The organism is Acinetobacter sp. NCu2D-2, from assembly GCF_001647675.1.
In the GTDB taxonomy this organism is placed as follows: Bacteria; Pseudomonadota; Gammaproteobacteria; order Pseudomonadales; family Moraxellaceae; genus Acinetobacter.
This window is the reverse complement of sequence record NZ_CP015594.1, coordinates 857186-871991: the sequence shown is the minus strand read 5'-3', so window position 1 is coordinate 871991 and position 14806 is coordinate 857186. Positions and strand designations below refer to the sequence as shown.

Sequence of the window (14806 nt, the reverse complement as noted above, 5' to 3'; positions counted from 1 at the left end):
AGCGGTTTTTTTAACAATTTAATTAGGTATATATTTTTCGACATATTAATAACTTGTTATAAATAAAACCATTTAATCAAAATCGCCTCGCTTTTATTTGTAATTCTTAGCAAAATTTTTAAGTAGGCACTTACTTTAAAAACCAATGACATTGTCTGAATTGGCTGAACGAATCGATTGGTAATAAATTTGATTACGTCCAAGTTGTTTAGCCCGATACAAAGCTTGATCTGCGATTCCCAATAAAGATTCTTTGTCCATAAAGTTTTCGCCGCGATACACCGTAATCCCAAGACTAATCGTTACATAGCGCGATACTGAAGATTTTTCATGTGGAATTTCAAGTCGTTCAATGGCTTTAAAAATATTAGATGCTACTGCATAAGCCCCATGTGCATCCGTTTCGGGTAATAAAACCACAAATTCTTCACCGCCATAACGTGCGACAAAATCCATATGTCGAATGGCATTTTTAATCGACTTAGCAATGGTCGAAATCACATCATCGCCTTTTTGATGACCATAGTGATCGTTATAGTTTTTAAAAAAATCGACATCAATAAACAGAATTGCCAAAGCGGACTCAGCACGCTTGGCACGATCAAAAAAGATTTCCAAAGTTTCATCAAAGGTTCGACGATTGGAAATCTTAGTTAATTCGTCATGCTGGCTTAAATGCAAAAGCTCAGTGGTATGTATACGATGTATTTGTTCACTGATTTTTGCTCGAATGGTATATAAATACATCATACGTTCACGTGCAAAAATCATATGACTAATCACATAACCGAGCAAACAACTGCCCACCAAGATTCGCCCAAATACCAAGGTATTAAAGACAAAATCAAAGGTCATTAAAATCACCAATGTTGTCGATGCAGCTAATAATCCTGTAATCAACATCAGGCGCGGTTGTATCCCGGTGAGAATATTACCCAGAATATAAATGATCGTAACAATTGCCATCGATTGATGTTGCAAAGCGACAGTTTCGATCGACATCGTTAAGCACGAAATAGTCACTAGAGTGAAAAATAAAATGACCATCGAGGCTTGTGAGAAATAACGCTTAATTCGCGGTAAACAAGAAAAGAAATAAAAGACGAGTAAAGCCAGCCCACCCACAATTAAGCCAAGTAAGCAAAGCGCAAAATCATGTTCAAAGAAACGTTTATCGACAATCCAAAAGTCAGTGGGGATCATGACCATCATAAAAACGAAATAGGCCAATATCCCTGCCCAAACATATTTTTCTGCATGTTTACGCGCGCGTTCGACATTCTTCTGCCAAAACTCTTGTTCTAGCTTTTGAGGAAACACTTGCCCTACTCGTCGCGTTTGCCGAACGATCAGTTCTTCTACTTTCTCTTTATCGGATTGTAATTTCGCCAGATTGTACTTGTATTCCATTGCCAAGCAATTATTTAATTATTATGTATTTTTAAAATATCATACTTTTTTAAATTAATTCATAGATTTCCTACCATTTGTCAGTATTTCCGGTTACCAATTTTTGTCCATTTGCTTTATCATTTGATTTATTTCTCTGATTGAATTCGCCTTGAATACGATTACGATTCTTCAGCCAGATGACTGGCACGCTCACTTACGTGATGGATTAGCTCTTCAACGTACAGTTCCTGATTTAGCCAAACAATTTTCTCGCGCAATTTGTATGCCAAACCTTGTTCCACCGGTCAAAACGGTGGAAGAAGCCAATGCCTACCGTGAACGCATTATGGCGCATGTGCCTGAAGGCTCGAATTTCGATCCGCGTATGGTGCTGTATTTCACAGACAATACCGCACCAAGCGAAGTGAAAAAAATCAAAGATTCAGAATTCGTTAATGCCATTAAACTCTATCCTGCTGGTGCAACCACCAATTCAGATAGCGGTGTAAGCGATATTCGTAAAGTATATGCAGTGATTGAGCAACTTGAAGAACATCAAGTGCCATTACTTTTACATGGTGAAGTCACCCATAACCATGTTGATATTTTTGACCGTGAAAAGCGCTTCTTAGATGAAGTCCTTGCCCCCCTTTTAAAACAGTTCCCTAAACTGAAACTTGTACTTGAACATATTACGACAAGTGAAGCCGCGAACTTTGTTTTAGAGCAAGATCGCAATGTGGCTGCGAGTATCACTCCACAACATTTATTATTTAACCGTAATGATATGTTGGTCGGTGGCGTGAAACCGCATTTCTATTGCTTACCGATTTTGAAACGTCAAACCCATCAGCAAACCTTGCTTGAAGTGGCAACCAGTGGCAATCCTAAATTTTTCTTAGGCACTGACAGCGCACCGCACTCAAAAAATGCAAAAGAAAATGCATGTGGCTGTGCAGGATGCTATAGTGCCCCTACCGCAATTGAGCTATACGCTCAGGCATTTGATCAAGTAGGTCGTATTGACCGTTTAGAAGGTTTCGCTAGTCACTTTGGTGCAGACTTCTACGGACTACCTCGCAACACCAATACCATTACATTGGTGAAAGAAGATCAAGTGATTCCGACAAGTTTAGACTATTTGGATGGTGAACAAATTATTCCGTTGTATGCGGGTAAAACCATCCAATGGAGAAAAGTGTGACAAATGAAGCTCTCCCAGTCATTGGTCAACGTTTCCGTGGATTCTTACCAGTTGTTGTCGATGTAGAAACAGCTGGTTTCAATGCACAGACTGATGCATTACTGGAAATCGCTGCAATTCCGATTATTTATAATGAAGAAGGTCAATTTGTGCCAGGTGAGGCACATCATGCACATATCAATCCTTTTGAAGGTGCAAACTTAGACCGTCGTTCATTGGAATTTATTGGGATTGATCCATCTAACCCTATGCGTATCGCCATGGCGGAAGATGAAAAAACAGCGTTAAAACGTATTTTTAAATCAATTAATGAAGTTCGTCGTCAACAAAACTGCACCCATGCTGTTCTTGTCGGTCACAATGCTCATTTCGATTTAGGCTTTGTTCAAGCCGCAATTGCCCGTACAGGCACCAAAAATCAAAATCCGTTCCATAGCTTTTCTGTATTCGATACAGTGACTTTAAGCGCGGTGATGTTTGGTCAAACTGTACTGGCGAAGTCTTGTATTCAAGCTGGTATTGAATTTGATGGTAAAGAAGCGCATTCAGCACTGTATGACACACAAAAAACCGCTGAATTGTTCTGTTTCATTCTGAACAAACTTGGCCCACACCTACTCGATACACTGGTAACGGAATAAATTTTCGTTCAGCGTAAAAATGTCCCCGTTTTATTGTTTTATTTCTCTGTGACAATGCGGGGACTAAATCTTCCTATTCCACATCTGTATTAAAATTAAGCTGTTCATTATTTTACCATTTTGTATAATTTTAGCCTCTTTTATATCAAGAAAAATCTTAATGCATATTCACTAAAGTACTAATTTAATTTATTTTTTAAATCAAAAATACAATTTAATAGAATAATCTCGATATATGATAATTTTGATTAGAATCTCTTTAAAATAGTTGTTTTCAATCTCTCTTAAGATTTGTCAATGCATTCTCCCTCATCTCCTTCCCAGTCGTCTGGAGAAGGACAAGCTCTTACGCTTAAACGCGCAATGACGACACGCCATTTGGTGATGTTGTCCCTCGGTGGTGCAATCGGTACAGGTCTATTTATGGGTTCAGGTGAAGTAATTTCACAAGCTGGCCCATTAGGTGCTGTCCTTGCCTATATTATTGGTGGTTTGATTGCCTATATGGTGATGCTCTGCTTAGGTGAACTTGCTGTCCATTTACCTGTTTCTGGCTCATTTGGTGCGTTTGCAACGAATTACATTGGCCCAGGTACAGGCTATATGGTGTCATGGATGTACTGGCTGGGCTGGTCAGCGACCCTCGGTACTGAATTCACTGCCGCCGCTATTTTGATGCAAGAATGGTTTCCACAGACCTCAATCTGGTTATGGACCTTAATTTTTGCCGCTGGTGTTTTAATTTCTAATTTGAGTTCAACCCGTACCTTTGCAGAATCAGAGTTTTGGCTCTCATTTATTAAAGTTGCAACAGTTCTATTATTCATCATTCTTGGCTTTAGTTGTATTTTCGGCTTTATTCCGTATGCAGGTTATGAATCTGCACCAATGTTCCACAATCTCACCGAACATGGTTGGCTACCAAACGGTTTAATTCCGCTCTTTACTACGCTTTTGATTGTAAATTTTGCCTTTAACGGTACAGAAATGATCGGGATCGCGGCAGGCGAAACTGAAAATCCTGAGAAAAACGTACCGAAAGCCATTCATGCTGCGGTGTGGCGCCTGATTATTTTCTTTGTCGGTACCATTATTGTGATTAGTTCATTATTGACCTATACCGACACAGGTTTACAAGTCGGTGGTCATGGTGGCTTAAGTAGCAGTCCGTTTGTTTCTGTATTTACCCAAATGGGGATTCCCTATGCAGAAGACTTTATTCGCTTTGTAATTATCACCGCGCTATTGTCTACAGCAAACTCAGGTCTGTACGCGGCTTCTCGGATGATGTGGGCCTTAGCTGCACAAAATCAATTGCCGAAAATTTTTGCAAAAGTAAATAAATCAGGCGTGCCGCATATTGCCATTTGGGTAACCATGATTGGTGGTTTACCGGGCTTATTGTCTGAACAATTTGGCGCAGATGTGATCTTTAAAAACCTGATGGGTGTTGCAGCATTTACTATGGTCATCGTTTGGATGAGCATTTGCTGGAGCCAATTTAATTTCCGTCGCCAATGGCTCAAACAAGGTCATACGGTTTCCGAACTTAAGTTCCGTACTCCATGGTTCCCGCTTGTGCCGATTTTAGGTTTTGCAACTTGTACAGCAACCGGTTTAAGTATGGCAGCAGACCCTGAAATGCTTTCGGGCTTTATTGGCTGCTTACTGTTTATGGCCTTCTGTTATGCAAGTTACTATTGGTTGTATCACAATAAGAATTAATCATTTTTAATATGATAAAAGCGCAACTTTCGAGTTGCGTTTTTTATCGCTGTTATTTGTATTTAAAACTATCCCCGCTTGAATCAATTAAAATCCGCTTTAAATCATCAAAGTCTTTAGAAAAAGAGTTTTAGTTTAAATATTTGATTGAAAATAAATCACTTTTTAGAAATATGCTAAGTTTTTAATCATTTGATTTAAATATTATAAAATTCTTGCCTTATCGGTTTGACACCCAAATTAAAAATCCTTAATATACGCATCACCTCAAAACGTCCCTATCGTCTAGAGGCCTAGGACATCGCCCTTTCACGGCGGTAACCGGGGTTCGAATCCCCGTAGGGACGCCATCTTCTTGATCTATTCTGATCAACACCCTGCTTGATTCACATTATTACATTGCAGATTTATCTATTTTCATTAAAATAAGCCTCTTCATTCTTTAGATTTTATATCTCCTATGCACTCATCTCCGAATGATGCTTCGCATCAGGGCAATTCTGCGCCTTTAAAACGCGCTATGAGTACTCGACATTTGGTCATGATTTCGCTTGGCGGCGCAATCGGGACAGGCCTATTTTTAGGGTCGGGTGAAGTCATTGCACAAACGGGGCCTGTAGGTGCCATCATCTCTTACTTCTTAGGCGGTATCATCGCCTATATGGTTATGCTTTGCTTAGGCGAGCTTGCCGTTCATATGCCTGAATCAGGTTCATTTGGTGCCTATGCCAAACGCTATATTGGACCAGGTACAGGTTATACCATCACTTGGTTATATTGGCTGACGTGGTCAGTCACTCTTGGAACTGAATTTACCGCTGCAGCACTTTTAATGCAGGAATGGTTCCCTGATAGTTCAATGTGGATGTGGACCCTGATTTTTGGGGCATTCGTATTTACCTTAAATATGATTTCAACCAAATGGTTTGCTGAATCTGAATTTTGGCTGGCTTTGGTCAAAGTCGTGACTGTGGTTGCCTTTATCTTACTAGGCTTGCTCGCTATTTTTGGTGTCGTCAGCTACCAAGGTCAGGAGTCAGCGCCGTTATTTAATAACTTAACCGCGCAAGGTTGGTTCCCTGAAGGTTTATTCCCTATTTTCACCACCATGTTAATTGTCAACTTTGCCTTTTCAGGCACAGAACTCATTGGTGTAGCTGCAGGTGAAACAAAGGATCCTGCGAAAAATGTACCGAAAGCAATTAATACGTCTATTTTCCGCTTACTGATTTTCTTTGTTGGTACGATTATTGTCGTGACCTCATTGCTTCCACATCAGGAAGCCGGTTTAGCCGCTGAAGGTGTGAGCAGTAGTCCATTTGTGACTGTATTCCAGCATATTGGTATTCCCTATGCTGAAGATATTATCCGCTTTGTGATTATTACTGCATTACTCTCTGCTGCAAATTCAGGCTTATTTGCGGCATCACGGATGATGTGGTCATTGTCGTATACCAAACAGCTACCTGCGGTTTTCTCTAAATTGAATTCCCGTGGTATTCCTTATGTCGCTGTGATTGTGACCATGATTGGCGGTATGCCCGGTTTACTCTCAGAACAATTTGCACCCGAAACCATCTTTACCAATCTATTAGGTATTGCTGCCTTTACCATGGTGGTGGTTTGGATGAGTATTTGTCTGAGTATGTTTAACTTCCGCCGCGAATGGTATAAACAAGGCAAAACTGCCAAAGACTTAGCCTTTGCTGCACCTTTGTTCCCAATCGTACCGATTCTTGGTTTTGTATTCTGTTTCATCACCTGTTTAAGTATGGTGTTTGATCCAACACTGCAAGTAAGCTTTGTACTGTGTTTGCTGTTTATTGCAGCATGCTATGCCAGCTACTATGGCTTGTACCATAAAAAAGCATAAATAGATGTTGTATCAAAAAAGCAGCTTCGGCTGCTTTTTTAATGTCGTTTCAAAAATAACATACTTTAAGTAAGCCACTTACTTAAAATTATTTTCTTATTAATGGTCACTATAATTTTAAGTTTTTTCAAACCTGCTTAAAAATGAGAGAAATTTGCATTATTTTTCAGCAAATTTGCAGAAGTTGATTTTTTTTCATACGAACGCATCTAAAAGCACAAATTAATTGTAGAAATGCGTTTGACACCCCCCTATTTTCCCCCTATTATACGCCCACCTCTGAAACGTCCCTATCGTCTAGAGGCCTAGGACATCGCCCTTTCACGGCGGTAACCGGGGTTCGAATCCCCGTAGGGACGCCAATTTTCAGAAAGTATTTTATTTACGTCCCTATCGTCTAGAGGCCTAGGACATCGCCCTTTCACGGCGGTAACCGGGGTTCGAATCCCCGTAGGGACGCCATATTCTAAAAGCTAGAGTATGTTTAAAATAATTTTCTGTACTGTCCCTATCGTCTAGAGGCCTAGGACATCGCCCTTTCACGGCGGTAACCGGGGTTCGAATCCCCGTAGGGACGCCATATTCGAGACATCAAGTCTCACTAAAAAAGCCCAAGCATTTAAGACTTGGGCTTTTTTATATTTCTACTTTTCAACAAGACAATGCTGTATTTCAAGCCTATAGCATTTACTTAAACTTGCGTATTCAATAAACAATACAAACAAAAACCGAACAGGCTCTATTTCCTGCTATAGCTATAGTATTGAACTATACCGAATGCAAGGATCAGATTATGTTCGTGAGTACAGAGTTTTATCATGCATCAGAGCACAGGCAAGATCATGTACAACATTACGAATTGAATACGCATCAGGATTGGGTGCAGTTCTTTTTAAATAACGAAATTAATAAACAAATAAAAATTCGCTATGCCCGTGATTATCTTTCAGCATGCTTAAATGACACAACAGTGGATCATTTAAGTTGGCTGAATACACCTGAGCAAGCCAAAGATTATTTAGCACTAGATCATCATGCCACATGCGAAAAATTTCAGGCCTATTTACAGCGGCGTAAACAACACGGTATGCGTGAGTATTTTCCAACCGTGTCACATGCATTTGAGTTTATTTATCGTGTTGCACCGGTTAAATTGGTCGATGGGTCTTGGCTGTATTCGACCCTCGAGCATTATGAACAGCCGCTGGCACGAGACCTCATTCATATCTATTTAGAAGAACTCGGGCTTGGGCATCCCAAAGCCAATCATGTGACCATGTATCAGGACCTGTTACATACCTATGAATTAAGCTCTTATACCTCGCAGCTTGAAGATGACTATTACCAACAAGCCGCAGTGCAACTTGCTCTCGCCTATGCCCCACCTGAATATTTAGCCATGGTGGTCGGTTTTAACCTTGGCTATGAGCAACTGCCGCTGCACTTACTCATTACCAATTATGAGTTGGCTGAACTGAATATCGACCCGCATTATTTTAATGTGCATATCACCATTGATAATGCCCACAATGGTCATGCGCAAAAATCCCTAAATGCTTATGCTGAACTATATAAACAAGCGCACGATCCTGAGCATTTTTTGCATTTATTAAAGGTTGGCTATGCGTTAAATGATGTTGGCAAAAGCTCAACACAGATCATTCAGGAACTCGATTTAAAGCATGAAGTGCTGAATATCTTTAAACAAAAGGCCGTCATTGGACAGTTTATTCATAATCAGAAATGCCAATTACAAGGTAAATCCATTAATGAATGGTTATCAGAGCCTGAATCGATGGAACAGTTTTTAGCAGTGATGATTGAAAAAGGTTGGATTGTGCCGAAACAAGCGGTGACCGAAAGTCGCTTTTGGCACATGATTGATGATCCCGATGGTCGTATGTTTGGTGTGTTTAATGCCACAGAACGACAAATGATTAAAGATTGGATTCAAGGCCCTGAACTTGCTCAACGTTTAGCACTTCGTCCACAGCATATCTCTTCGATAGGTGGGCAAAATGATGCAGATTTACAGCGTTTAAAAAAACGCTATCAGCAATTGAAAACCGAAGCACAAAAAATGCAGTTTCTGATCCCGCTCACTGCACCGCATAGCCATTCCGATGTACTCGGTTTATGGGCAACTGCGCAAATGTCAAAATTGCTATTCCCGTTTCAAACACAGGCATTAAAAATTTAATATGCATTCCGATTGGATGGCGTGGTGCAATCCAATCGATTTATTTTATTGATTCAACAGCATCTTATTCAGGTATGATCAAGCAAACCTTAAAATAAGAAATTCAATGCATCTTCAGCTTGTTCATTTACAACATTCACGCTCACAGCGCATTGTGTGGCTCTTAGAAGAATTGCAGCAACCCTATGCGCTGATCACACATCATGTTAGTCAAACCCACCATAAATATCCGTATTTAATTCTTAAACACAATACACACCAAGAGCGTGCACTGACAGAAACGAGTGCAATTTGCCATTATCTATGTCAGCATGCACAGCAGTTGCTGATCCATATAGATCAAAATGACTATTGGGATTTTTGTTTTATTCAGCATTTTGCCGATGCAAGCCTAATGCCGTTGTTACTGATGAAACAACTCTATGCTCAAACCACACAGCGTACACCATGGCTATTGCGTTGGGTGAGTTTGAGCTTTCAATACAGTATCAATCGCTTTTATCTAACGCCTGAGCTGCACCAACATTTAAAGCAACTTGACATGCATTTTTCTCGGCACGAATATGCGGCTTTCAGCTTTAGCTATGCGGATATTTTACTGTGGTTCCCTTTAAAGGCATGTCGTTATGCACTTAAGGATTTTGCAGAATATGCAGCTCTCGTGGATTATCTCAACCGATTAGAGAGCAGACCTGCTTTTCAGGCCGCTCTACAAAAAGGCGAATGGCATAAATCGACATTCAAACATTATTGGGCGATCACGCAATAAATTCAGTTAAGCCGACTTTCTTGAATTAATCTGCCCTTTAATCACGGCTTTGACATTACCTTTGAGATAATTCAAAAATACTTTCAAAGGTGAAAGTTTTGGGTCAGGCTGTTTGCCCTGTGCAATGCGCTTAAACTGCGCGGCATACCAAATAATTTCCATGATCGCCATTTTGTCTATCGGTTTAATACCGGTTTTAATTTTCTCGACGCCATACTGAACATCTTGTCCTGCAAGCAGTCGATTTGCCAAATCGGTGTCTACCGCAAATGGACGTGCAAGCCCTACAAAGTCACAGGCGCCACTGTCTAACGCAGCATTCATCACTGCCACTGTTCTAAAACCACCGGTGACCATTAGCGGACATTTCACCTGCTGACGAATTTTTTCTGCAAAATCTAAAAAGTAGGCTTCACGCGCAATGGTAGAGGCTTTACGTTTTTCAGCTTTCGCCCCTGCCATCGCGGGTGCTTCATAGGTCCCACCTGAGACTTCAATTAAATCAATCCCCGCATCATCCATGGCTTTAAATACATAAATCACGTCATCTTCAGTGATGCCACCACGTTGGAAATCGGCAGAATTCAGTTTCACTGAAATAATAAATTGCTCAGAAGTTGCCGCTCGCACCGCTTTATAAATTTCAAGTAAAAAACGAGACCGATTTTCAATACTGCCGCCCCATTGATCTTGGCGTTGATTGGTGAGTGGTGATAAAAACTGACTGATTAAATAACCATGTGCACCATGCAACTGTACGCCTTCAAAACCGGCTTTTTCACAAATAGAAGCAGCGGTTGCAAAGCGTTGGATAATATCGAGAATCTCATCTTCACGCAGTTCTCTTGGCGTACCAAAGTTCATCGCCAGTGCAGGGCTAAATGGCACAGCAGACGGCGCTACAGTTTCTTTATTTAAGCCTTTTGGACACTGACGCCCAGGATGTGACAATTGAATCAGCTGTACCATGCCGTGGCGTTTGCCGACATCTGCCCATGCTTTTAACTGCTCCAAGTCACGCTCAGTTTCTACTACAACGACGCCCGGCTCATTCTTGGCTCGGAAGTCCACCATGACATTACCGGTAATTGCACAGCCCAAGCCTCCTTTGGCCCATGCTTCATACAATTTTAAATGTGATTCATTGGCTTGTCCCGCATGATTAGCAAGTGCTTCACTCATCGCTCCTTTGATAATGCGGTTTTTAAAGGTCGTTTTTCGAATCTGCAAAGTATCTGCAAGCTGAGTCATTATTTGTCCTAAATGTAGCTCTTATTTTACTTTGTTATAGCTGAGCACTCATGAATTGACAATGACTCATGTCAAATTATTAAGATATATTTGTATCAACTAATATTGACTTGCTGCAATTAAAGCTTGTGTATACTGCGTTTGGGGACGTTCAAATAACTGCTCGGTTTCTTGGAACTCCATGACATTGGACTGATGCAGAACCAAAACCTTTTGACAAAGTGCCCGTACCACTTTTAAATCATGACTAATAAATAAATAACTGATTCCATCTTCCTGTTGAAGACGGCGCAATAAATTTACAATAGCGCGTTGAGTTGTACGATCCAATGCAGACGTCGGCTCATCCAAAATCAATAATTTAGGTTTTAAAACCAGAGCCCGAGCCAATGCAATTCGCTGCCTTTGTCCACCTGAAAGTTCATGCGGATAGCGTGTTTTAAAGGTAACTGGCAGTTCTACTTTTTCAAGAACTTCCGCTACATATATTGATCTTTCAGCAGTAGAGTGCGACTTTAATGCGAGTCCTTCACCAATAATCTGCTCCACATTCATACGCGGATTTAAACTACTAAACGGATCTTGAAAGACAATTTGAAAATCACTGCGATACGGTCTTAAAGATTTCTCGGATAATTGATTTAAATCTATATCATTTAATTGGATTTCGCCTTTACTCTCAATTAATCGTGCAATCGCCAGCGCCATTGAGCTTTTACCCGAACCACTTTCACCGACAATACCAATAGATTGACCTTGCTCTAAGACTAGATCTAAAGGTGCTAATGCCGTGACATAATCTTTTACTCGATTGAGCAAACCTTGCTTTATAGGAAATTTAACCTCTAATTGCTTCAACTCAAGTAAATTTTTACTTTCAGCTAAGCTCAGTGCTTTTCCAAAGTCATGATTTAATAAGTGCTGCGTGTAAACTGATTTTGGATTTCGAAAAATTTGGCTGACTTCACCTTGTTCTTCGACATGTCCTTTATTCATCACAACCACAGTATCAGCATAACGCCTAACCAAATTCAGGTCATGGCTAATTAAAATCATAGCCATATGACGTTGCTGTTGTAATGATTTAAGCAGATCAAGAATTTGAGCCTGCAAGGTTACATCGAGCGCTGTGGTCGGTTCATCTGCAATTAAAATATCAGGGTCTAATGCGAGTGCCATCGCAATCATGACACGCTGACGTTGTCCACCTGAAAGCTCATGTGGATATCGTTTCAGTTTATCCTCGGGCTGCGGAATACCGACATCATGCAATAGGCTGATCACACGCTCTCGCGCTTTTGCCTTTGACCATCCCCTTAGCCACAGACTCTCAGCAATAATTTTTTCCACTCGATGTAGTGGATTTAATGCCGTCATCGGTTCTTGAAAGATCATCGCAACTTTGGCACCGCGAATCTGACGCAATTGCTGTTGAGATGCTGTCAGTAAATTTTGATCCTGAAAAGATGCTTGCCCAGAAACATTTAAGTTTTTCGGCAATAATCCCAATATGGCCAAATTACTGATCGACTTACCTGACCCACTTTCCCCAACAATGGCAAGTGTTTCTCCAGTATGAAGATTAAAACTCAGATCATCGACTAAACATTGCTGCTCATGTTCTATATGTAGATGACTGACTTGGAGTAAAGGCAACTTATTGACGTCTTGGGTCGAATGCATCACGTGTCGCCTCCCCTATATAAATTAGTAATGATAAAACAATGGCTAAGGTAAAAAATCCCGATAAAGCCAGCCAAGGGGCATTTAAATTATTTTTTCCTTGCGCCAACAATTCACCCAGTGACGCTGCATCTGGTGGCAAGCCATAGCCCAAGAAATCCAAGGCCGTGAGTGCGGTAATATTCGCGGTTAAAATAAAAGGTAATTGTGACAAACTTGAACTTAAGGCATTAGGTAAAATATGCCTAAAAATAATCGTTGTATCTGTGACCCCGAGACTACGTGCAGCACGCACATAATCAAAGTTTCGTGCACGTAAAAACTCTGCTCGAACCAATCCCACCAAGGTTGTCCAACCAAACATCAGCATGATGGCAAATAACCAATATACATTTGGGGTGAACATACTGACCAAAATCATGACCATGAACAGCATGGGTAAACCACCCCATACTTCCAAAACACGTTGCCCGATGAGATCAATCCAACCACCGTAATAACCTTGTAATGCGCCGACCACTATTCCGATGGCCGTTGATGTAAGCGTTAACGCAAAACCAAATAATAACGAAATACGCAGACCATATAAGATACGAGCAAGCACGTCCCGTCCCTGATCATCAGTTCCGAGCCAGTTTTGTGAACTTGGAGGTGAAGGTACAGGCACAGCCAAATCTAAATTCGGCGTTTGAAAGGAAAACTGTATGATTGGCCAAACAGTCCAACCCTTGTCATCAATCAACTGCTTTACAACAGGATCTTTATAATCTGCTTCCGTTTCAAAGACTCCACCAAAGGTTGTCTCTGGATAGCTCTTGAATGCTGGCACATATAAGCTATTGTTATATTTCACCAGCAAAGGTTTATCATTTGCTATAAATTCAGCACCTAATGACAAAATAAAAATTATCGTAAAGATAATAAAGCAACCAAAGCCTAAACGGTTGGCTTTAAATCGCTGCAGTCGAGATCGCATGATTGGAGACATTATTTTGCGCCTCGCGAATCAAAGTTAATACGTGGATCAATCACTTGATACAATACATCGCTGAGTAAACGCAGTAATAAACCAACTAAGGTAAATAAGAACAATGTGCCAAAAATAACGGGATAATCACGTTGAGTAATCGCTTCAAAGCCCAATAAGCCCAATCCATCTAGATTAAAGATAATCTCGATAAATAGATTACCTACAAAGAAAATCCCGACTAATGCTTCAGGTAAGCCTGCAATTACAATCAACATGGCATTACGAAATACATGACCATACAGTACTTTCGATTCAGTTAAACCTTTGGAACGTGCAGCCAAGACATACTGCTTACCAAGTTCTTCCATAAATGAGTATTTGGTCAGGTAGGTCAGCCCAGCGAAACCACCAATCACCATAGCGAGTAAAGGCAGCGTCATATGCCAAAAATAATCTTTCACTTTTGCCCAGAAGGACAATTGAGCAAAGTCTTCAGAGACTAAACCTTGCAACGGGAACCATTGAAAATATGAGCCACCTGCAAAAAACACAATCAGTAAAATAGCAAAAATAAAAGCGGGAATTGCATAACCCACCGCTAAGAGCATAGAGGTCGATTTATCAAAAAGGCTACCATGCTGGCGCGCTTTACGAATCCCTAATGGTATGGAAATTAGATAAATCAGTAGCGTGCTCCATAATCCTAAAGACAAGGAAACAGGCAGTTTTTCCCATAATAACTGTGTCACAGGCTTGTCTTTAAAGAAGCTGGTGCCAAAATCTAACTGCGCGTAGCTTTTTAATAAATCCCAAAAGCGAATATGAATTGGTTGATCAAATCCATACTGTGCTTTGATCTTATTCACCATCTCTTCGCTCAGCCCTTGAGCACCTTGATACTGTGTGGTTTTGGCGGCAACAGTTTCAGTTGAGACATTTGCACTCATCCCTTGAAATGACTCAGCTTGCTGAATCGCTTGCTCAACAGGGCCGCCTGGCGCAATTTGAATAATGATAAAATTAATAAGTAGAATCAAAAATAAAGTCGGAACAATCAGTATTAAACGCTTGAGGATATACGTTCCCATCTTCTCAATT

11 protein-coding genes and 4 tRNA genes are annotated in these 14806 nt (G+C 40.6%); 10 read left to right on the top strand and 5 right to left on the bottom strand.

Going from position 1 to position 14806, the window contains the following annotated elements; genetic code table 11:
* Window positions 1-135: 135 nt before the first annotated feature.
* A complete protein-coding gene (locus A3K93_RS04010; protein ID WP_067729163.1) occupies window positions 136-1410 on the bottom strand; it encodes a diguanylate cyclase in 1275 nt (424 codons plus the stop codon).
* Between the two features lie 151 nt (window positions 1411-1561).
* Here A3K93_RS04010 and pyrC point away from each other — a divergent pair, with 151 nt between their 5' ends.
* From pyrC to A3K93_RS03960, 10 genes are all read left to right on the top strand, one after another.
* On the top strand, window positions 1562-2596 hold the full coding sequence (gene pyrC, locus A3K93_RS04005) for a dihydroorotase (protein WP_067729161.1): 1035 nt from the start codon (window positions 1562-1564) through the stop codon (window positions 2594-2596).
* Entirely contained in the window at window positions 2581-3237 is a 657-nt protein-coding gene (gene rnt, locus A3K93_RS04000; protein ID WP_067729159.1) for a ribonuclease T, read from the top strand. The genes pyrC and rnt overlap by 16 nt, the downstream gene beginning before the upstream one ends.
* A gap of 297 nt (window positions 3238-3534) precedes the next feature.
* A complete protein-coding gene (locus A3K93_RS03995) occupies window positions 3535-4962 on the top strand; it encodes an amino acid permease (protein ID WP_067729157.1) in 1428 nt (475 codons plus the stop codon).
* A gap of 274 nt (window positions 4963-5236) precedes the next feature.
* A tRNA-Glu gene (locus A3K93_RS03990) sits at window positions 5237-5312 on the top strand.
* 110 nt (window positions 5313-5422) lie between these two features.
* Window positions 5423-6835: an amino acid permease gene (locus A3K93_RS03985; protein ID WP_067729155.1), complete on the top strand. Its 1413-nt coding sequence runs from the start codon at window positions 5423-5425 to the stop codon at window positions 6833-6835.
* Window positions 6836-7121: 286 nt separating this feature from the next.
* Window positions 7122-7197, top strand: a tRNA-Glu gene (locus tag A3K93_RS03980).
* 24 nt (window positions 7198-7221) lie between these two features.
* Window positions 7222-7297: transfer RNA gene (locus tag A3K93_RS03975), tRNA-Glu, on the top strand.
* A gap of 42 nt (window positions 7298-7339) precedes the next feature.
* Window positions 7340-7415, top strand: a tRNA-Glu gene (locus A3K93_RS03970).
* Between the two features lie 213 nt (window positions 7416-7628).
* Entirely contained in the window at window positions 7629-9035 is a 1407-nt protein-coding gene (locus A3K93_RS03965) for an iron-containing redox enzyme family protein (RefSeq protein WP_067729153.1), read from the top strand.
* Between the two features lie 106 nt (window positions 9036-9141).
* Entirely contained in the window at window positions 9142-9804 is a 663-nt protein-coding gene (locus tag A3K93_RS03960; RefSeq protein WP_067729151.1) for a glutathione S-transferase N-terminal domain-containing protein, read from the top strand.
* A 6-nt stretch (window positions 9805-9810) separates the two neighbouring features.
* On the opposite strand, the gene A3K93_RS03955 is transcribed toward A3K93_RS03960, so the two are convergent.
* From A3K93_RS03955 to yejB, 4 genes are all read right to left on the bottom strand, one after another.
* A complete protein-coding gene (locus tag A3K93_RS03955; RefSeq protein ID WP_067729149.1) occupies window positions 9811-11055 on the bottom strand; it encodes an NADH:flavin oxidoreductase/NADH oxidase family protein in 1245 nt (414 codons plus the stop codon).
* A gap of 99 nt (window positions 11056-11154) precedes the next feature.
* The gene (locus A3K93_RS03950; protein WP_067729147.1) at window positions 11155-12738 is read right to left on the bottom strand and encodes an ABC transporter ATP-binding protein; all 1584 of its coding nucleotides are present in this window, start codon (window positions 12736-12738) and stop codon (window positions 11155-11157) included.
* The gene (locus A3K93_RS03945) at window positions 12713-13726 is read right to left on the bottom strand and encodes an ABC transporter permease (RefSeq protein ID WP_067729145.1); all 1014 of its coding nucleotides are present in this window, start codon (window positions 13724-13726) and stop codon (window positions 12713-12715) included. The genes A3K93_RS03950 and A3K93_RS03945 overlap by 26 nt, the downstream gene beginning before the upstream one ends.
* On the bottom strand, window positions 13726-14796 hold the full coding sequence (yejB, locus tag A3K93_RS03940; RefSeq protein ID WP_067729143.1) for a microcin C ABC transporter permease YejB: 1071 nt from the start codon (window positions 14794-14796) through the stop codon (window positions 13726-13728). Before yejB ends, A3K93_RS03945 begins: the two co-directional genes overlap by 1 nt.
* Window positions 14797-14806 lie beyond the last annotated feature (10 nt).